This window comes from Kribbella sp. CCNWLW201 (genome assembly GCF_037203805.1).
GTDB lineage: Bacteria > Actinomycetota > Actinomycetes > Propionibacteriales > Kribbellaceae > Kribbella.
This window is the reverse complement of record NZ_JBBCBQ010000016.1, coordinates 19,894-38,147: the sequence shown is the minus strand read 5'-3', so window position 1 is coordinate 38,147 and position 18,254 is coordinate 19,894. Positions and strand designations below refer to the sequence as shown.

General features: G+C 68.3%; 19 protein-coding genes. 4 read left to right on the top strand and 15 right to left on the bottom strand.

Features of this window, described 5'->3' with window-relative positions; translation table 11 throughout:
* Positions 1-62: 62 nt before the first annotated feature.
* Positions 63-695, bottom strand: coding sequence for a hypothetical protein (locus V9K99_RS40090; protein ID WP_337007841.1), 633 nt, complete (start codon positions 693-695; stop codon positions 63-65).
* 18 nt (positions 696-713) lie between these two features.
* Between V9K99_RS40090 and V9K99_RS40085 the strand changes: the two genes are divergently transcribed.
* Positions 714-869: a hypothetical protein gene (locus V9K99_RS40085; protein WP_165546543.1), complete on the top strand. Its 156-nt coding sequence runs from the start codon at positions 714-716 to the stop codon at positions 867-869.
* A gap of 99 nt (positions 870-968) precedes the next feature.
* Here V9K99_RS40085 and V9K99_RS40080 read toward each other — a convergent pair whose 3' ends face one another.
* Together V9K99_RS40080 and V9K99_RS40075 are read right to left on the bottom strand one after the other, a co-directional pair.
* Complete coding sequence (locus V9K99_RS40080) at positions 969-1,460, bottom strand: metallophosphoesterase family protein (RefSeq protein WP_337007840.1); 492 nt, start codon at positions 1,458-1,460, stop codon at positions 969-971.
* Between the two features lie 11 nt (positions 1,461-1,471).
* A complete protein-coding gene (locus V9K99_RS40075) occupies positions 1,472-2,461 on the bottom strand; it encodes an NAD-dependent epimerase/dehydratase family protein (protein ID WP_337007839.1) in 990 nt (329 codons plus the stop codon).
* Between the two features lie 187 nt (positions 2,462-2,648).
* Here V9K99_RS40075 and V9K99_RS40070 point away from each other — a divergent pair, with 187 nt between their 5' ends.
* On the top strand, positions 2,649-2,954 hold the full coding sequence (locus V9K99_RS40070; RefSeq protein ID WP_337007838.1) for a hypothetical protein: 306 nt from the start codon (positions 2,649-2,651) through the stop codon (positions 2,952-2,954).
* Between the two features lie 170 nt (positions 2,955-3,124).
* Here the strand turns inward: V9K99_RS40070 and V9K99_RS40065 are convergent, their stop codons facing one another.
* From V9K99_RS40065 to V9K99_RS40015, 11 genes are all read right to left on the bottom strand, one after another.
* On the bottom strand, positions 3,125-3,520 hold the full coding sequence (locus V9K99_RS40065) for a hypothetical protein (RefSeq protein WP_337007837.1): 396 nt from the start codon (positions 3,518-3,520) through the stop codon (positions 3,125-3,127).
* Complete coding sequence (locus V9K99_RS40060; protein WP_337007836.1) at positions 3,517-3,738, bottom strand: hypothetical protein; 222 nt, start codon at positions 3,736-3,738, stop codon at positions 3,517-3,519. Before V9K99_RS40060 ends, V9K99_RS40065 begins: the two co-directional genes overlap by 4 nt.
* 189 nt (positions 3,739-3,927) lie before the next feature.
* Positions 3,928-4,167: a hypothetical protein gene (locus tag V9K99_RS40055; protein ID WP_337007835.1), complete on the bottom strand. Its 240-nt coding sequence runs from the start codon at positions 4,165-4,167 to the stop codon at positions 3,928-3,930.
* Positions 4,167-4,643, bottom strand: coding sequence for a hypothetical protein (locus tag V9K99_RS40050; protein ID WP_337007834.1), 477 nt, complete (start codon positions 4,641-4,643; stop codon positions 4,167-4,169). The genes V9K99_RS40055 and V9K99_RS40050 overlap by 1 nt, the downstream gene beginning before the upstream one ends.
* A 50-nt stretch (positions 4,644-4,693) precedes the next feature.
* Positions 4,694-5,071: a hypothetical protein gene (locus V9K99_RS40045; RefSeq protein ID WP_337007833.1), complete on the bottom strand. Its 378-nt coding sequence runs from the start codon at positions 5,069-5,071 to the stop codon at positions 4,694-4,696.
* A complete protein-coding gene (locus tag V9K99_RS40040; RefSeq protein ID WP_337007832.1) occupies positions 5,068-6,375 on the bottom strand; it encodes a restriction endonuclease fold toxin-2 domain-containing protein in 1,308 nt (435 codons plus the stop codon). Before V9K99_RS40040 ends, V9K99_RS40045 begins: the two co-directional genes overlap by 4 nt.
* Before the next feature lie 4 nt (positions 6,376-6,379).
* A complete protein-coding gene (locus V9K99_RS40035; RefSeq protein WP_337007831.1) occupies positions 6,380-6,640 on the bottom strand; it encodes a hypothetical protein in 261 nt (86 codons plus the stop codon).
* Between the two features lie 15 nt (positions 6,641-6,655).
* Positions 6,656-7,333: a hypothetical protein gene (locus V9K99_RS40030; protein ID WP_337007830.1), complete on the bottom strand. Its 678-nt coding sequence runs from the start codon at positions 7,331-7,333 to the stop codon at positions 6,656-6,658.
* The gene (locus V9K99_RS40025) at positions 7,330-10,080 is read right to left on the bottom strand and encodes an FtsK/SpoIIIE domain-containing protein (RefSeq protein ID WP_337007829.1); all 2,751 of its coding nucleotides are present in this window, start codon (positions 10,078-10,080) and stop codon (positions 7,330-7,332) included. The genes V9K99_RS40030 and V9K99_RS40025 overlap by 4 nt, the downstream gene beginning before the upstream one ends.
* A gap of 114 nt (positions 10,081-10,194) precedes the next feature.
* Positions 10,195-10,590, bottom strand: coding sequence for a VOC family protein (locus tag V9K99_RS40020; RefSeq protein ID WP_337007828.1), 396 nt, complete (start codon positions 10,588-10,590; stop codon positions 10,195-10,197).
* A gap of 7 nt (positions 10,591-10,597) precedes the next feature.
* Entirely contained in the window at positions 10,598-10,795 is a 198-nt protein-coding gene (locus tag V9K99_RS40015) for a hypothetical protein (protein ID WP_337007827.1), read from the bottom strand.
* Between the two features lie 117 nt (positions 10,796-10,912).
* On the opposite strand from V9K99_RS40015, the gene V9K99_RS40010 reads away from it, so the two are divergent.
* Positions 10,913-13,999: a PD-(D/E)XK nuclease family protein gene (locus V9K99_RS40010; RefSeq protein WP_337007826.1), complete on the top strand. Its 3,087-nt coding sequence runs from the start codon at positions 10,913-10,915 to the stop codon at positions 13,997-13,999.
* On the top strand, positions 13,992-17,432 hold the full coding sequence (locus V9K99_RS40005) for a UvrD-helicase domain-containing protein (protein ID WP_337007825.1): 3,441 nt from the start codon (positions 13,992-13,994) through the stop codon (positions 17,430-17,432). The genes V9K99_RS40010 and V9K99_RS40005 overlap by 8 nt, the downstream gene beginning before the upstream one ends.
* On the opposite strand, the gene V9K99_RS40000 is transcribed toward V9K99_RS40005, so the two are convergent.
* Positions 17,429-18,046, bottom strand: a complete 618-nt coding sequence (locus V9K99_RS40000) for a LysE family transporter (RefSeq protein WP_337007824.1) — start codon at positions 18,044-18,046, stop codon at positions 17,429-17,431. The two genes, V9K99_RS40005 and V9K99_RS40000, sit on opposite strands and share 4 nt — an antisense overlap.
* Positions 18,047-18,254 lie beyond the last annotated feature (208 nt).

Below are 18,254 nucleotides of genomic sequence, written 5' to 3'. Positions count from 1 at the left end.
TCCTCCGGCTCGGTTGACCGACGTGCATCAACCCAATCACACGCTGCCGACAGTTTTCGCGATCAGTCCACAGGGACGTCGACCGCGATCTCCTCACCCAGCCGAGCACCGTGCGACAGCTGCAGATCATCCCCGCTCCAGAACCGCCCGGGGTCGTACCAGTTCGGCGAACGCCCGTGCAGCAACCCCATCTCCTCGTACGTCACCGCCACGACCTCGGCGCAGTACGCCGACTCGAGCTCGAGCTCACGCGACCCGCGGCGAAACGCGGGGATCCGCCCCCGGGCCCACCGCGACGCCAGTCGGGCCGTCGACGGGAACGGCGTACCGTCCAATCGCGCGACAGTCCGCAGTACGGCGTCCTCCATCTCCCGCGTCACGGGGTGATCCAACTGGCGCAACCAGGCCTGCTGACCGTACTTCCGCGACCACACCAGCACCGCGTCACGCAGGTCATGCAATTGCACACCGCGCTGATGGTTACCGGTCCACATATCCGGCAGCGAACGGCCGAGCTCGGCGTGCCACATCAGCGGCGGCAGGTCCTCGACGACGATCGCCATCCCGACGTGGTTGATCGGGCTGTTCGTGGTCAGCTGAATGGCCCGGTCGGCGGCTTTCGCACCGCGGAACAGCCAAATGTCACCTGTTCGTGTCAGTTCCGTAGCGTCATCCAGTGAAATCCGGGTCTCCACGTCGCTAGGTTAGTCGCCATGAAGGTATGGAAGGTCGTAGGACTTGCGGGGCTCGTCGGCGTGGCCGCAACGGGCGTGGTGATCGCGCGGGGTGAGCGGAAGCGCCGCGCCTACACGCCGGAAGAGGTACGCGACCGGCTCAAGACCCGGGTCAAAGAAGCAGCGAACGCGTAGGCCCTCGGCTGGGCGTGAGCGGTACGCCGTAACTCGGTGGTACGGCGTTACTCCTTCACGCCCGGCCACATTTCTGTTTGCACGCGGCAACAACCAGCGTCAAAGTTTGTGGAGAGCAACTTCTTCCAGTCGGCCGGACGTGATCGTCGCGGTCTGATAGGTGCAGTACGGTTGCCGGCGCCGATCCGTCGGCGACCCCGGATTCAGCAACCGCAGTCCACCCGCGCTCGTCGTGTCCCACGGGATGTGACTGTGACCGAACACCAGCACATCGACCCCTGGGTACGCCTTCTCGCAGCGCTCCTCGCGTCCCTTCGCCGGCCCGGTCTCGTGCACCACCGCAAGCGACACCCCGTCGAGCGTGACCCGAGCGACCTCCGGCAGCCGCGCTCGTAGCTCCGGCCCGTCGTTGTTGCCCCAGCACCCGATCAGCCGCGCGGCACGAGCCTCCAACTCGTCCAGCAGCGCCACGCTCACCCAGTCCCCGGCGTGGATCACCACATCGGCCCGATCGATCGCGTCCCACACCGGCTCGGGCAGTCGCTTCGCCCGTACCGGCAGATGAGTGTCCGAGATCAGCACCAACCGCATGCGCCCACTCTCTACGCCGGCAGCGACTCGAGCAACTCCTTCTCCTTGGCGGGGCTCAGACCGGCCTTGCGTTCGCGGTCCAGGCCGAGCTCGCGCTCCCAGGCCAGCGTGTCCGCCAGGAACTCCCGCCGCGACCGATGCGTCAGCCCGGCCTCCCGAGCCGCCGCCCCGCTGCGACTCGACCAGCCCTCATATCCGGGCGCGGTCAACCACATCGCCAGCGAATCCGGCCCCATGTACTGCTCGACCTTCTGCTCCTCGAGCCACTCCCGCGGCGCGAGCACCACCGGACCGGTGTGACCGCCGACCTCGCGCACCAGCTCGATCCACTCCCCGAACGCAACCACCGGCCCGTGCGTGTCGAAGGTCCCGGTCCTTCCCTCGGTGGCGTTGTCCAGCAACCAGGAAGCCAGGTCCCGTACGTCGACGACCGCCGTGGAGAGCTCCGGCGTATCCGGCACCAGCATCGGCTCCTCCGGCGCCCGGGCCGCCCGCGCCACCCACGCCCCGGCGCGATCGCTCTTGTCCCCCGGCCCACCGATCAGCCCGGCCCGCGCGATCACCAGTCGATCCCCGACCGTCTCGACCGACGCCAGTTCGCAGGCGACCTTCGCTTCGCCGTACTGCTCCCGGTCGACCACGTCGACGTCTGCCGGCGCCCGCAGTACGGCGGACTCGTCGGCACCCGGGGTGTCGTACTTCTCGTACACATTGACCGACGACACATAGGTCCAGTGCTTCACCTTCGCCCCGAAGGCCGCCAGCGCCCCACGCACGAACCCGGGCTGCCACGACACCTCGAACACCGCATCCCAGTCCCGATCAGGTACGGCGTCGTACGCGTCCGGGCGACTGCGATCGGCCGCGACCAGCGTCGCCCCGTCCGCCACGCCACCGCTCTCGCCGCGCGCCAGACACGTGACCGAATGCCCACGCGCCACCGCCTGCGTCGCGATCTCGCGACCCAACCAGGCCGTCCCGCCAAGAATCAGAATCTCCACACCGGCAACCCAATCAGTGCGTGCCGACAAAACCCAGACACCTCTGCTCAGGGCAGAAACCAACGCTTCGTGATCCGTCGCGGGCAAGGGGTCACCAGCGGTACCGAGCCCTTGCAGTGCCGGGGATCCAGGCGCAGTGTCGGAAGAGGAGGTCACCGGAAGTGGGGGCCGTGGGCAAGGGGGACAAATGGCTTTCGTTCAGATCATCGAGTACCGCACCGCGAAGCCGGACGACGTCGCGGCGCTCACCGACGAGTTCCGCAAGGGTCGCGAGGCGGCCGGCGAGGGTGCGGCCCCGACCCTCGCGATGACCGGTGCCGACCGGGACGACCCGGGGCGGTACTTCGCGATCGTCCAGTTCGAGTCGTACGAGGAGGCCATGGAGAACTCCAACCGGGCCGACACGAGCGAGTACGCAGCCAAGATGATGGAACTCTGCGACGGGCCGCCGACGTATTACAACCTCGACGTGGTGCAGTCGATGGAGTTCTGAACCAGTGAGCACTCGGGCCCAGCCGCCACCGCGAGTCCGGCTGGGCCCGAGCCTTGTCGTCGTACTCGATGCCTTGTGCAACCAGAACGTTCGGCGGGCCGGTGCCCGAAGGGAGGATTCGGCACCGGCCACCGATCAGACCGGATCCGCGGCGCCGGACCCGGTCCGGCTCACCGGAACACCCGGTACGACGACCAGCCGCTCGGCGGCGCCCCGCCGTACGAACCGCGGTCGCTGTCGTGGTGCAAGGGATCGGGGTCCTGTGGCTCGGGGGCGGAGTGCAGATCCGGCCACGGTCTCGGGGGGAGGGATTCGCGGGGTGGCAGTTTGAGCTCGGGATCGGGCCCTTGTTCCGGGTCGAGCCACTCGATCACGGTGGCACCGCCGTGGCCGTGGATGGCGACCACGGACTCGATGCCGTCCCAGACCGTGGTGGTCGGATAGTCGCCGTACCAGCGGAGCGCGACGGCCCCGTCGGTGAACTGGACGCCCTCGGCAACGGGCCCGGTGCCACTGACACCGGAGACGTCATGATGGCGGATCAGCCGGAAGCGACGGGACGTCATTTCGGGGCTACCTCCCAGAGCCGCTCGCCCGGTAGCGCACGGTCCGGGCCGGGGTCGGCGTCGGGGATCGGATCACTGGTCACACGCAGGCCGGCGAACCGGCGCGACATGGCCGCTGCGTAGCGTTCGGCCAACTCGGCCTCCGCCCGGTAGTCCGCGACGACGTGGTCCCCGAACCACACTCGTACGCGGCGACGTTGGGGAACAGGATCGGACATCTCAATGCACCCGCCTACCCGGCCGGCACGTTCCCATCAGCGGTATCGAAGAACTCCGGTTCACATCGATCACTTCCACTTCCCTGTGGGGATGGGTTCACAGGTAGTGACGGACCACACAACCCTTCATGACGCGATTCCCCCAAAACTTTTCAAACCCACCCACTTCGCACAAGCGTTCGACCACCCCTACAGCACCCAGGGCCGCCAGACATCGACGTCGGGGCCGTCCGGACTGATCGGCTGGTCGAAGGTGTGTGTGCCTACCCCGGGCAGGTGAGCTGCCACCAACGTGTCCAGGTTGTGTGCGAGCAGCATCGGCAGGTCATCCACGAACCCGCCCTCGCAACCGGCAACCTCCCGCAACAACTCAGCCACCTGTAAGGGCGAGGAGGCAACGGCCACGAAGACACAGTCGACAACGGACATCAGGTGACCACCCAAGGACCCCACACATCGTCGTCTGGTACATCGAGCGTCGTACCGGGTGGAAAGGTGCAAACGCCGGCGCCGGGTAGGTATGCCGCGATCATCAGACAGGGGGCGTGGCTGAGGATGATTGCCACGTCGGGCCGGCTGTCGGCCAGCTCGTCGAAGACGGCACGGGCTTCCCGTGCCTGCAACTCTTCGTCCTTCCTCCCTAGGAGGCGTACGTCGACCACCCCCGTGTACCGGTCGATCGCCGAGACGTCCTCGGGCTCCGGGTCGATCTCGCCGTACGTATTCGGCTCGATGACGAAGACAAGCTCCCTGTCCACGGTCCGGGCGCGGCCGCGGAACAGGTACGTGTTGTCCGCCAGCTCCGGACCCTCGACCGCCTCCAACCGCAACACCTCCGCCAGCCACTCAGCCGTCTCGCCGAGCGGCCCACCCGCAGCCAGAAAGATGTCGTCGTCAGTGGACATCAGGTGCCCGCCAACTCAGCTCCGATGTACGGCGTCGTCCTCGCCGCACATCAGCGGATGGCATCGAGGATTTGGGCTGCGGTCATCGGATCGGACAGATCGACCATACGCATCGAGCCTGGTTCGATCAGGTGGAGTCCTCGCCGCCCGGGCAGAACTCGTCTGACGAACCACTCGGCGAACTCGGCCGCAGCTTCGGCATCCGCGGGATCCAAGCTGACCGCCTGCCCTGTACCGCTCAGCGCAACGCCGAGCTCACGAGGCGCCGGTTCGAGGGGGATCAGCGCCTCGAGCGCCATCGACGAACCGGCGACAGCCCCGACCTCAACCCGTGCATCAGGCCACCGCTCCCGCAAGGCCGCCGCGAGGTCCTCCGCCTCCACCACCCAGTCCGGCTCTTCCAACGGCGCGACCAGATACTCGGTCATGAATCGTCCCATTGCGTCAACGTCACGTGTCCCGGAACATCCAGCTTCTGCATGCGATCCCGAAAGTATGCTGCCGCATCCTCGTCGTTGGTGATGATTTCAAGCCCTTCGACTGGGTTGACTCCGTCACCGATCACCTCGCGGTACTTGAGCAGCATGTGATCGTTCTTCTCCTCCGCGATCTTGCGCAAGAACGGCGGCAACGAATCCGGCCGGTAGCAGGACTTCCCCGAGGTAGGTGCTACATACTTGGCGTCCTGCGCGTGACGCAGCAGGTCGTCAAGACTGTCCGCCCAAACCGCTCTGGGCAGTCGCTCATCGAGCGTCAGACGGAACTCGATCGGGCCACAGTGCTTCCGCTGGAACTCAGCCTCCGGATCGAACCCGACGGCCGGTCTGATCCGGCCGAGCGTAACCAACTGCTCTCGGTACTCGACGAAGCCGCCTTCGACGTCACCCGCATCGATGTCCAGCGCCGGCTCGGCTACATCAGGCACCTGCCGCTCGTCACCACGAACGCTTGCCAGTTCCGGAAGCTCGATGTCGACAGCGATTGGCTGTTGGTGTTCCTCGGGGTAGTCGAAGGTGGCTTCGACGTGGTTGGGGGTGATGGTGAGGAGGGCGTGGTCCCAGGTTTGGTCGGCGGACTTGGACATGGCTTCGAGGAGGGCCCGCGCTGCTTCGGTGAGGTCTGCGGTGATCTGGAAGTCCTGGAGGAGGCGGTCCTCGCGTTGTTGGTGTTGCTTCTCGTTGCGTTCTTCGATGGTCAGGTCGCCGGTTTCGGTGACCGTGATCTCGATCTCCAGTTCCTCGGGCTCGTCGCGGTGCTCTTCGTCCTTCTCGTGTTGTTTGCGGAACCTTTCGAAGGCTTTGCGGGCGACGGTGATGAGGGGTGGTTCGGTTTCCTCGGGGAGGTCGAGGTCTTCGTAGGTGGCGGTGAGGCGTTTGGCGCGGCCTTTGGTGTCGCGTTCGACCACATCGCTCTTGCCGCCGGTGGCTTTGTTGCGGTCGGCGGAGTCGCTCGAGGGGCGGTTCGTCGTACGGGTGTCGCCGATCAGGCGTTCGGCCCAGGCGCGGGCCTTCGGGGGCGCCATGGACAGGTAGTGGGCGGCGGCCTCGCAGGCGCGGGCGGCCGCGTCGAGTTGCTGGGCCGCGACGGTCGCGCGGCCTTGGGAGGCCGTCAGGGCGACCTGGGCGTTCTCGCGGCAGCGGTCGGCGGTGCGCTGCAGGTGCTGGATCACCTGCGGCGCCTCGTCGAGACAGTCGACGAGCCCGCGCGCGACCCGCTGCAGGTCCGACGGCATGAGCTCAGATCTGGTCGGCGTAGTTCTTGCAGCCGGCCGAGGCGATCTCCAAGGCTTCGGCGGCCTGTTCGACCGCCTTGCCGGCCGCGTCCAGGATCTCCGAGATGTCCCGGTCGACGCCGGTCGCCGTACCCGCGATCAGGCTCTCCACCTGCTGACTGTGCTGGGTGAAGCGCAGCTTGAAACCGGCCAGGCCGCCTGCCGCCTGCTTGGCCTCCATCGAGACCTGGTGCAGCTGTTCCTTGAGCCGCTGTACATCAGACACCTTGACCCTCTTCCCTCAACGACGCTTCTTCGGCAGCACGATCGCCGTACCGGACACGACCACCGGTACCAGGATCGCCAGCCACCAGGGCAGCCCGGATGCCATCACCGCGACGACCAGGACCGCACCACCCCAGCCCCACCACCGGGCGCCGGGCAGCCGCGGCAGTCCGAGCGCCCGCGACGCCGCCAGCATCGTGACGGCGGTGATGGCGGCGGCCTCCACTCCGGCCAGGAACGACCGCGTGACCACCCACACCACCACGAACCCGACCAGCATCAGGGCGGCGCTGATCGTACGACGCTTGCGGCGCTCCTGTTCAGCCCGGGCGTCCGCACGGACCTGTTCGAGCTGGTCGACGGCTTCAGCGAGTTGTTTGGTCAGCCGGGCAGCTGCCGTCTCCAGGTCGGTCAGCGCGCGGATCTCGGGGAAGGCGACGTTCACCCGCTTGCCCTCGGCGGGCAGGCCGGCACGCTGCAGACTGGCCGCTGCCTGCTCGGCCAGCGCGTTCAGCCGGGCTTCCACCTTGCGGCCGCGCTCTGCCATCGCATCGGCCTCAGCCAGCGCCGTGGCCTCTGCCTTCGACTTGTGCGCGGTCAACCGGTCCTGCGCCTGCTGTGCGTCCGCTCTGGCTCCCGCTACCTGCCGCAGCGCCCGTGCGTACTCTGCCCACTGCTGTTCTTCGGTCTTCATCGCCGTACCAACTCCACCGCGCGGTCCACCTCGTCAGACCGCAGTGCGGCAAACGGTACGACGACCTGGGCCTCGGGATGCAGTCCGTCCCACAGGAGCGCGCGGTGTGGTTCGGAAGCCCACCGCACCAGCGGTCCACAGACTGCACGTACGCCGTCCTGCGGGTGCCTGAGGAAGAGGTGAGTCGCCACGTTGGCACGCCCGTACCCGAGCTGCTCGGTGCATACGTGCAGCCGGTTCCACCAGCCGAAGGTGATGAGCCCCTGCGCAGGCCCGTCCCGGATGATGTCCTGCAACGCGTTCGCCGGGCTCTCGAAGAACCCCTCCGCGTGCAACTGCATCCTCGGCACCCCGTGGAACCCGAACCCGAGCAGATAAGTCTCCCCACCTACCTGTCCGTCCCGCACTGTGTCTCGTAGCGAGAACAGCCGCGGCGCGATGTCGTCGTGCTTGTCGACCGTCTCGACCTCACACCCGAGCTGCCGCAACGCCTGGATCAACGCACCCTTGCCATCGGCAACATCCGGCGCCGAGTTGGTGCCGTCTATGAAGAGGAAGCGCGGCGGGTCGACCGCTGCGGCCGCGGCCGAGAAGGCGAGACCACTCAGTACGCCGAGCGCGTCGACCGGGCCGTCACCCAGCACGAGTACGCCGGCCCCGGGCTCGGGCCGTACCTCGACCGGCACCGGCGCCTCGGTCACCGCGATCGGCAGCCCGGTCCACGGCCGGCCCAACTCGGGCTGCACCGCGGCCGCCGTGTCCGCCAACCGCGCCGGCTCGGCGAGATGGAACACCCGCGGCGGATGCGTCATACCCGACTTGTTCCACAGCTCGCGTCGTAGCTCGTCCAGCACCGGTTTGTCCGCGAAGCTCACCAGCACGTGCTGGTTGTCGTCCGGGGAGCCGAAGTTCGCGTTCAGCACCGCCTCGCCGCGGAACTGCAGCTCCGACGCCGCCGTGTTCCCGTTCCGCAGGATCGCCTGCGCGTCGGCCGGGGTCGTCTTCAACGCGATCCGGTACGGCACCTGCCCGAAGATCGAGTCGCGCCGGGTCGACAGCCGCTTGACCCCCTCGATCGTCTGCGTCGCGAGTACGACGTGGACGCCGTACGCGCGTCCCAGCCGAACCAGCCGCTCCAGCAACTTCGCCGCCTCGTCAGCCAGCTCGTCGTCGTCCTCGAGCAGCACCTGGAACTCATCCAGTACGACGAGGATGCGCGGCGGCCGATCCGGTCCGGGAGCGAGCTCGGCGATGTCGGCGACGTTGCCGTGCGACTTGAAGATCTCGCTGCGACGCGCCAGCTCGTCCGACAGATGACGCAGCACGGCGAGACCGAACGCGCGGTCGCTGTGGATGCCGAGCACGCGCACATGCGGCAGCCAGTGCTCCCGGTCAGTCGCCGGACCGAGCGCGGAGAACTCGACACCATGCTTGAAGTCGAGCAGGTACATCTCCAGGTCGGCCGGGTCGTAGCGCGCGGCGAGACCGTGGATCATCACGAGCAGCAGGTTCGACTTGCCCTGACCGACCGCGCCGCCGACCAGGACGTGCGGCAGGGCGGGGTTTCCGCTGCGCAACCGCACCAGCGCCGGCGTGCGATCGTCGTACCCGATCACCGTGCTGAGCTCGTCCTTGACGGGTTGCCACCAGGTCGATCGGTCCGGCAGTGTCCGCTCGAAATCGATCGTCGGCAGTACGGCGATGTCGGCCAGCTCGGCCACCACATCACAGATGCCGGCGGCAACATTCGCGTCGAACGGCGGATCGAGTTTCGCCGGTACACCGGGAAGTTGGGCGATCTCGACCTTCTCGCCCGCGATCGAAACGGGGGTGAGCAGGTCGAGCAACTGCTTGGTGTCGACGTCGTTCTCGGGCGTCATCGACGGGTCGTGGTGGACCAGGAAGCAGATGCCGCGCTCGCCGCCGGTTGCCGCGAGCCGGAGCAGGTCGCGCTGGGCGAGCGTGTCGATGCCGGCCGGGTAGTCGAACAGGATGACCAGCCGATAGGGATCGGTGACCCGGCCCGTCTCGCGGATCAGGTCCTCGAACCGCTTGTGCCCGAGTTGTGCCTGCCGGCTGGCGCGCAACGACGAGACGTCGACCAGCCCGGACAGCACGCCGTGCAACTGCTCCGCAGTGTGTGTTGCCCTAGGCACCAATTGCGGATACTTCGTGGTCAGGTGACCCAGCAACCCCATCGTGCCGGTCAGGCGCGGGTCGAACGCGTCGATCCTGAGCCGGAAGGGTTCGGCGGCCGCGACCAGCCGCATCGCCACGCTCTGCAGGAGTCTGCGGGCCGACTCGTTGCGATCGGCGGTGACCTTCCAGCCGTTCGTGCGCAGCAGTGGCGCGGCCACCGGCGTACCGGCCTCGAGCTCGCCCACCCGCACGTACGACGGGATGCCCGCGCCGACCAGTTGGCGCGAACGCCAACGCGCGTCGTTCGGCGGGATCGAGGCGAGACCCGGCGCGAGACGGTCCGCGAGCAGACGTGCGGTCGGCTCGGCCGCGGCCAACGCCTCGGCGGTCTTGGCGTCGACCAGTCCGCGTGACTCCCGCCGGGCGATGGCGGTCTGTTCCTGCAGCTGACGATGCAGCTGCACGGCCCGCTGATGCTCGCCGTACGTCAGCCTGCGGGCGTTCTCCAGCAACAGCCCGAGCGCGTGTTGGAGACCACGGATCCGGGCTTCCAGGAGCTCCGGTGAAACCGGTCCGGGCGTACTTCCCCCGTCAGGCTTCTCCGTCACGAGCACCGTCCTTCCACTTCTGCCCCGCGACACCACTTGCCTGGAGTAACCATGTCACACCACCAGTCCCTGTGGTCACTCCAGGCATCAGTAGTCTCACGTATCAGTCGGAGCTCAGTCGGGGGCGACGATCTCGAGCTCGTAGCCGTCGTCGTTGTGCAGGAAGGCGGCGTAATGCTGCGGGCCGCCGGCGTACGGGTGGCGGTCGGCGAACATCAGCGTCCAGCCGTGCTTGGTGGCCTCGGCAACGATCGCGTCGACCTCGGCCCGGCCGGCCGCGTTCAGCGCGAGGTGGTTCATCCCGGGGCGGAGCCGGTCGTGTTCACCGGCCGACATCGCCGGGCTCTGCTCCACCACGACATAGCTGCCGTCGGGCGCGGTCCAGGTCATCCCGCCGGGCCAGCCGTCACCGTCCTTCCAGCCCAGCCGGTTGAGGACCCAGCCCCAACTGGTCAGTGCCCGGGACAGGTCCGGGACCCAGATCTCGATGTGATGCACCGCAGCGGCCATCGGAGCATTATCTGTGCTCGTCGAAATGGTTCGTCACCGCCACCGAGACCAGCCCCGACAGCGCCAGCCAGACCAGCGCCGCGAGCAGCCACGGCCACCAGGACCGCCCCTGCGCGGCCTCGGCCACCGCCTTGCCGAACAACCCGCCGGCGGGCGCGAAGACGAGCACGAGCAACACCCGCGCGATCGACGTCTCCCTGGTCATTCCTTCATTGTCCGAGCCGATCGCTCCGCCTGCAGAAACCTTGGCGTTTCGCGCCCGGTCACCTTTCTGTCCGTGGCAGGGTTTAGCGTCTGGCGTGACAAGTAAGGATCGGGGGACATGGTGAGCGAGACCCGGATCGAGACGACGGCCTACGGAGCGGCCGCGCTGGAGAGCCTGCGTGCCGTCGTCGCGCGGCTCAAGGGCGACGATCCGATGAAGCCTGTCACCTTGCTCCTCCCGAACAACCTCTCCGGCGTCATCGCCCGCCGCCATCTGGCCCTCACCGGGATCGCCGGGCTCTACCTGGGGACCTTGGGTCGCTTGGCCGAGCAGTTGGCGGCCGGCACCCTCTCGCCGCGGCGGCCGGCGACCCGGCCGATCGTGGCGGCGACCTGGCGGACGGCACTGTCCAAAGCGCCCGGGATCTTCCACGAGGTCGCCGAACACCCGTCCACCATCCAAGCGCTTGCCTCAGCCCACCGAGAGCTTCGCGACCTCACCGACCCCGCGCTAGAGCGGGTCGCCGGCGCCTCCGTACTCGGCCCGGACCTCGTCCGCCTGCACCGCCACGTGACATCCGAGCTCGCGCCGGAGTGGTACGACGAAACCGACCTCCTCCGCGCCGCGGCATCACGGGTCGCAACTGAACCCGGCATCGTCGCCGAACTCGGCGCTCTCGTCCTCTATCTCCCGCAGGAGCTCACCCAGACCGAGGCCGCGTTCGTCGAGGCGCTCGGCAGCGCCGCGGCCGACCTCACCGTAATCGTGGGCCTGACCGACGTACGACGTGCCGACCGGGCCGTCCGTCGTTCGCTGGAACGGATCGGGATCGACCTGCCGTCGTCGATCTCGAAGAACTATCCGGTCGCGACCGAGGTCCTGAACGCGTCCGACGCCGACGACGAGGTCCGCTGCGTCGTCCGTGATGTGGTCGCGTCCCTCGAGCACACGCCGGCCCATCGGATCGCGGTCCTCTACTCCGCCGCGACGCCGTACGCGCGACTCCTGCACGAACACCTCGCGGCCGCTCGCATCGAGGTCAACGGGCCGGGCACTCGACCGGTTCACGAGCGCGCGATCGCCCGGACCCTGCTCGAGGTGCTCGCGCTCGTCGACCAGGATCTGCCCCGCGCCGACGTGTTCCGCGCGCTGGCGAACGCGCCGACTCGCGACTTCACCGGCGAGCGGATCCCGGTGCCGCAGTGGGAACGCATGTCTCGCGTCGCCGGGGTGGTCCGCGGCGACGACTGGGATACGCGGCTAGCGCGGTACGCCGAGTCGGAGCGCCGTACCGCCAATCAGGAGGAGGCAGCCGAGGATCCACGGCCCGCGGCGATCCGGCGCGCACAGTACAACGCGGCCAAGGCCGAGCGCCTGCATGCGTTTGCGTCGGAGCTTCGCCGTCGGCTGCACGCGGTCGCCGTACTGGAGACGTGGTCCGACCTGGCCGGCGGGGTGTTGCAGCTTTTCCACGATCTGCTCGGCGACTACTCGTCGCTGCCGATCGAGGAGCAGTACGCCGCCGTCGCGGTCGAGAGCTCGTTGAAGGGGCTGTCGACCTTGGACGAGCTCGGTACGCCGGCCAGCCTGACGGTGCTGCGCGACGTACTGGATCTCGAGCTGCAACAGTCGCTCCCCCGCGTCGGGACGTTCGGCACCGGCGTACTCGTGGCTCCGCTGTCGGCGAGTGTCGGGCTGTCGGCCGACATCGTGTACGTCGTCGGGCTGTCGGAAGATCTGTATCCGGGGCGAGTGCACGAGGATGCGCTGCTCCCCCATCGGGTCCGCGAGGCGGCGGCGCCCGAGTTGGCGTCGTTCCGGGATCGGCTGGACGAGAAGCAGCGGCATTTGCTGGCCGCGTTCTCGGCTGGTTCGCGGAAGGTGGTGGCGTCGTTCCCGCGTGGCGACCTGCGTCGATCGTCGCGGCGACTCCCGACCCGGTGGTTGCTGGGGACACTTCGCTCGTTGACCGGAGACCATGCGCTCGCGGCGACCGAGTGGGATCAGGCCGAGTACGGCGACCGCTTGTTGACGTCGGCGTCGTACGCGGGATCGTTGACGACGGCAACCATGCCCGCGACGGAGCAGGAGTGGCAGGTCCGGGCGGTGTCGGCGCGGTTGTGGCTGGACGACGCGGTGGTGGTTCGCGCGCGGGAGCTGTTGCGCGGCCGCGGGAGCAACGCGTTCACCCGCTTCGACGGGGATCTGTCGGGGGTGTCGGGACTGCCCGAGTACGCGGTGGAGGATCGGATCGCGTCGCCGACGTCGCTGGAGGCGTACGCGACCTGCCCGCACGCGTACTTCGTCGAGCGGCTGCTTCAGGTGGAGCCGCTGGAGTCGCCCGAGGATCTGCTCGTCATCTCGCCGTTGCAGGTGGGGAATCTGATCCACAACAGCCTGGACGCGTTCGTGTCGCGGCTGGCCGGATCGCTGCCGGCGTACGGCGAGGCGTGGACGGCCGAGCAACGGTCGTTGCTACTGGCAATCGGTGCGGAGCTCGCCGATCAGTTCGAGGCGGAAGGACTGACCGGGCATCCACGATTGTGGCAACGGGAGCGGCTGCGGATCCTCGGCGACCTGATGGTGTTGCTGAACGACGACGATCGCTGGCGGGCCGAGCGGGACGCGTCGGTGGTGGCCTCGGAGTTGCGGTTCGGGTTCGACGGTGAGCCGCCGGTGGAGATCCCGGTACCGTCGGGTCGGGTGTTGCTGCGGGGTTCGGCCGACAAGGTCGACCTTGGCCGGGACGGGACGATCTATGTCACGGACGTGAAGACCGGCGGCTTCTCGCGGTACGAGGCGATCGAGTCGGATCCGGTCGCGGGCGGGACGAAGCTGCAGCTTCCGGTCTACGCATACGCCGCGCGGGCCCGGCTTGGTGAAGAGTCCACACCGGTCGAGGCGTCGTACTGGTTCGTGCGCAAGGGCGGGAAGCGGATCCCGGTGCCGCTCACCCCTGAGGTCGAGGCCCGGTACGTCGAGACGCTCGATGTGATCGTGTCGTCGATCGCGGCCGGGTACTTCCCACCCAAGGCGCCCGAGGTGCCGGACTTCCTCTGGGTGCAGTGCCCGTACTGCAACCCGGACGGGATCGGCCACAGCGAGGTGCGGGCCCGGTGGGATCGGAAACGGCATGATCCGACGCTGTCGCGCTTGGTCCGATTGATCGATCCTGTGGTGTTCGAGGAGACCGGCGATGAGTGAGCAGTTGCTGGACGGGCCGGCGCGCGAGCGGATCCAGTCGGACACGTCGTCGACGCTCTTCGTCGAGGCGGGGGCTGGGTCGGGGAAGACGCATGCGCTGGTCGAGCGGGTGACCACCTTGGTCCTGCGGGACGGCGTACCACTGCGGACCATCGCGGCCGTGACCTTCACCGAGAAGGCGGGCGCGGAGCTGCGGGATCGGTTGCGGGTGGAGTTCGAGAAGGCGCGGAAGGGGCCGGCTGCTCGTCTGGCGGATGCAGCGTTGGACGACCTTGACTCGGCGTCGATCGGGACGTTGCACGCCTTTGCTCAGCAGCTGTTGCTGGCCCATCCGATCGAGGCCGGGTTGCCGCCGCTGATCGACGTACTGGATGAAGTCGGGTCGTCGGTCGCGTTCGAGGAACGCTGGTCGGAGTTGCAGCAGCAGTTGCTCGACGACGACTCGATCGCGGAGCCGTTGCTGCTCGCGATGGCGGTCGGGGTCGAGCTCAAGCATCTGCGGTCGCTGGCGCGGTTGTTCGGGAACGACTGGGACTTGATCGCCGAGCGCGTGCTGGTCGATCCGCCCGAGTTGGTGTCGATGCCGGATCTGAACGGTCTGGTCGCCGCGGCCGCGCAGATCGGCGGGGTGGCCGAGTCGTGCCTGGATCCCGAGGACCGGTTGCTGCCGAAGGTGCAGCAGATCCGTGAGCTCGGGGTGATGCTCGACGCCGCGTCGGACCAGGAGACGCAGCTGGCGATCCTGCAGACGTTCCGCGGGCTGAAGGTCGGCCGGATCGGTCGCAAGGAGAACTGGCCGGATATCAACAAGGTGCGCGGCGACTGCACCGAGGTGGTCGAGGTCGCCGGATCACTGGTCGAACTGTTGCTCGATGCGTGCCTTCGGCATCTTTCCCATTGGGTCGCGGAGCGGGTGCTGGAGTCGGCGGAGCTACGGCGGGCCGAGGGGCGGCTGGAGTTCCACGATCTGCTGGTGCTGGCGCGGGATCTGCTGCGGCGGGACGCGTCGGTGCGGTCGGCGTTGCAGGAGCGGTTCGAGCGATTGCTGCTGGACGAGTTCCAGGACACCGATCCGATCCAGATCGAGCTGGCGGTGCGGATCGCGGGCGGTGCCGAGGCTTCGGCCGAGGACTGGCGCGAGGTGGAGGTGCCGGAGGGCCGGCTGTTCGTGGTCGGCGATCCGAAGCAGTCGATCTACCGGTTCCGGCGGGCGAACATCGCGACGTACCTGACGGCGCAGGACCTGCTCGGCGAGACGGTTGCCCTGACGACGAACTTCCGGACGGTGTCGCCGGTCCTGGACTGGATCAACACGGTGTTCGGATCGCTGATCCAGGCGCAGGAAGCGGCCCAGCCGTCGTACCAGGCGCTGTCTCCGCACCGCACCGGTCCGTCGTCGGGGCGTCCGGCGCGGGTTGTTGCGCCCCAGCCCAAGGAGGTCAAGGGGGATCAGCTCTCGCTCCTAGGCGAGCTCGACGAGCCGTCCGACCCGTCTGCTTCGCCCGACTCCCCCGACTCTCTCGACTCGGCCGACGGTGTGGATCTGGCGACGGTTCTGCCGTTCCGCCGTAGCTCCGACGAGCCTCCGAGCGCTCCAACTGACGACTTCGACGAGACCGTCTCGGGTCCGGCCGTCACCATCCTCGGCGCCGAGCCACACAACGACCTTCCCCGTGCCCAGGCCTCCGTCCTCCGCGAGCGCGAGGCCGGCGACGTGGCCGCCGTCGTCGAGCAGGCGTTGACCGACGGCTGGCTGGTGTACGACGACCGCGCCCACGGCTGGCGACCCGCGGAAGCCGGCGACATCGCCGTACTGGTTCCGGCCCGTACGTCGTTGCCGTTCCTCGAGGACGCCCTGGACCGGGCAGACATCCCGTACCGGGCCGAGGCAAGCTCACTCGTCTACCAGACCGCTGAGGTCCGCGACCTCCTCTCCTGCGCTCGGGCCCTCGGCGATCCGAGCGATCAGCTCGCGCTCGTCACCACGCTGCGCTCGCCACTGTTCGGTTGCGGCGACGACGATCTCTATGTCTGGAAGCGATCCGGCGGTTCGTTCAACCTGACTGCGCCTGTCCCCGATGGGCTCTTGACCCACCCGGTCGGCGAGGCCATGGAGTGGCTCCGGCGTACGTACTACGCCGCGCGCTGGCTCACGCCGAGCGAAGTCCTGGCGAAGATCGTCGCCGATCGCCGCATGCTCGAGGTCGCCGCGATCGGACCGCGGGCGCGGGATGCGTGGCGCCGAGTCCGGTTCGTGGTCGATCAGGCGCGGGCGTGGTCGGAGGTGGAGCACGGCGGCCTGCGGTCGTACCTCGCCTGGGCCGCGCACCAAGGTGAAGAGGCTTCGCGGGTCGCCGAGGCGGTGCTGCCCGAGACCGACGCGGACGCGGTCCGCGTGATGACGATCCATGCCGCGAAGGGTCTGGAGTTCCCGATCGTCATCCTGTCCGGCATGACCGCCGCGCCGAACCGGCAACGCGGCGTCCAGGTGCTCTGGCCACCGGACGGCGGCTACGCGGTGAAGCTCAAGTCGTCGGTCCAGACCGAGGACTTCGATCTCGTCCAGCCGGTCGACGAGCAGATGGACGACTACGAACGCCGCCGCCTCCTGTACGTCGCCGCCACCCGTGCGCGCGATCACCTGGTGGTGTCGCTGCACCGCTCCGGCAACCGGCGTCACTCCAGCAACGCCGAACTCATCGCCTCCGCCGGCGGCGTCGAGGCTCCGCACGTCACGCTGTTCGAGAGCCCACCTCCGGTCGAACGCGAGCCACGGTCGTCGGCGGACGTCACGCCGCCGATCTCCCGCTCCGACTGGGAATCCCGCGTCGCCGCCGCCCAGTCCGCCAGCCGCCGTCGCTCCGCCCAGAGCGCGTCCGGCCTGGAAGGAACCGGCCCGGATGTCGCCTTGACCGACGTCGATCCGGGCACGGCCAAGGCAGCTCGCGACCTCGAGCTCCCACCCTGGTCCAAGGGCCGCTACGGCACCGCGATCGGCCGGGCCGTCCACGGCGTCATGCAAGTCGTCGACCTCAGGACTGGCTCAGGCCTCGAAGCCGCCGTTTCCGCCCAGTGCTTGGCCGAGGGCGTCCTCGAGTACGCCGATGTCGTGGCAGCCCTGACACGATCCGCTCTGGCGTCCGAGGTGGTCAAACGTGCTGCGGAGCGCGAACACTGGCGTGAGTCGTACGTCGGCGCCGTACAACCCGACGGCACGATCCTCGAGGGATTCGTCGACCTCATCTACCGCGAGGACGACGGCCGACTCGTCATCGTCGACTACAAGACGGACGCCGTACCCGCTGCCGCGCTGGACAGCCGGGTCACGTACTACGCGCCCCAACTCCAGGCGTATGCCACCACCCTGCCGAACGCAGGGCCGCCAGTCCTTCTCTTCCTGAACCCGGCGGGGGCGGTGGAGCGCGCGCTCTAGGCAACCAGCCGTACGGCCATTACGACGATCACCACGCTCGACCCGAGCGCAGTCAGCAACCGTCCGAGGTGGCCGGTCAACGCTCGCCCGAGCAACGCGCCACCGCCGGCAAGCAACAGTTGCCAACTGGCCGACGCCACGAACGCGGCGACCACGAACACCGCACGTTCACCGGCAGCCATCGAGTTCGAACCGCCGAGAACGAGCGCCGCGAAGTAGATCACCGTCATCGGACTCAGCAGAGTCATGCCGAGCAGGCCGACGTACGCCTTGAACGCGCCGACCGGCATCTCCTGAGTTATCCCGGTCAGGCGATGCGCCCGATACCGCCGTACCGCCTTCACCGCGCCGCTCACCGCGAGCGCCAACAGCACCACGACGGAAACCCAACGCAGCGGTACGACGATCGGCGCGAGCAACGGCGCCAACGCCGACCCGGCAACCGCGGCCACCAACGCATAAATCCCGTCCGCCGACGCGATCCCCAACGCGGCACAAGCCCCGACCCGCAACGAACTCCGCGCGGTCAACGCGACCAGATAGGTCCCCACAGGCCCGACCGGCATGGCGATCCCATACCCAGCCAACACCCCGGCGACCAGCGCCCCCGTCACGACTGAACGAGGATCGACCTCCACCAACGACCACCCAGCTGCTGACCCCGCCCCGCCCCAACGGCAGCAACGTTCACCAGCAACACCCCAACGGTCGTCTCCATCCCCGCATCATCAACCCCGACCCCACCCCCAGCAACCCATTTACAACCCCTTGCCACCTGCCACCATCTGAGCCGGCCGAAGTGATCGGTCAGGAATCGAGAAG

Coding starts and splice junctions, on each gene's coding strand:
- V9K99_RS40085 (WP_165546543.1), top strand. CDS start 714: ATGAAGGTATGGAAGGTCGTAGGACTTGCGGGGCTCGTCGGCGTGGCC.
- V9K99_RS40080 (WP_337007840.1), bottom strand. CDS start 1,460: ATGCGGTTGGTGCTGATCTCGGACACTCATCTGCCGGTACGGGCGAAG.
- V9K99_RS40070 (WP_337007838.1), top strand. CDS start 2,649: ATGGCTTTCGTTCAGATCATCGAGTACCGCACCGCGAAGCCGGACGAC.
- V9K99_RS40065 (WP_337007837.1), bottom strand. CDS start 3,520: ATGACGTCCCGTCGCTTCCGGCTGATCCGCCATCATGACGTCTCCGGT.
- V9K99_RS40060 (WP_337007836.1), bottom strand. CDS start 3,738: ATGTCCGATCCTGTTCCCCAACGTCGCCGCGTACGAGTGTGGTTCGGG.
- V9K99_RS40055 (WP_337007835.1), bottom strand. CDS start 4,167: ATGTCCGTTGTCGACTGTGTCTTCGTGGCCGTTGCCTCCTCGCCCTTA.
- V9K99_RS40050 (WP_337007834.1), bottom strand. CDS start 4,643: ATGTCCACTGACGACGACATCTTTCTGGCTGCGGGTGGGCCGCTCGGC.
- V9K99_RS40045 (WP_337007833.1), bottom strand. CDS start 5,071: ATGACCGAGTATCTGGTCGCGCCGTTGGAAGAGCCGGACTGGGTGGTG.
- V9K99_RS40040 (WP_337007832.1), bottom strand. CDS start 6,375: ATGCCGTCGGACCTGCAGCGGGTCGCGCGCGGGCTCGTCGACTGTCTC.
- V9K99_RS40030 (WP_337007830.1), bottom strand. CDS start 7,333: ATGAAGACCGAAGAACAGCAGTGGGCAGAGTACGCACGGGCGCTGCGG.
- V9K99_RS40020 (WP_337007828.1), bottom strand. CDS start 10,590: ATGGCCGCTGCGGTGCATCACATCGAGATCTGGGTCCCGGACCTGTCC.
- V9K99_RS40015 (WP_337007827.1), bottom strand. CDS start 10,795: ATGACCAGGGAGACGTCGATCGCGCGGGTGTTGCTCGTGCTCGTCTTC.
- V9K99_RS40010 (WP_337007826.1), top strand. CDS start 10,913: ATGGTGAGCGAGACCCGGATCGAGACGACGGCCTACGGAGCGGCCGCG.
- V9K99_RS40005 (WP_337007825.1), top strand. CDS start 13,992: ATGAGTGAGCAGTTGCTGGACGGGCCGGCGCGCGAGCGGATCCAGTCG.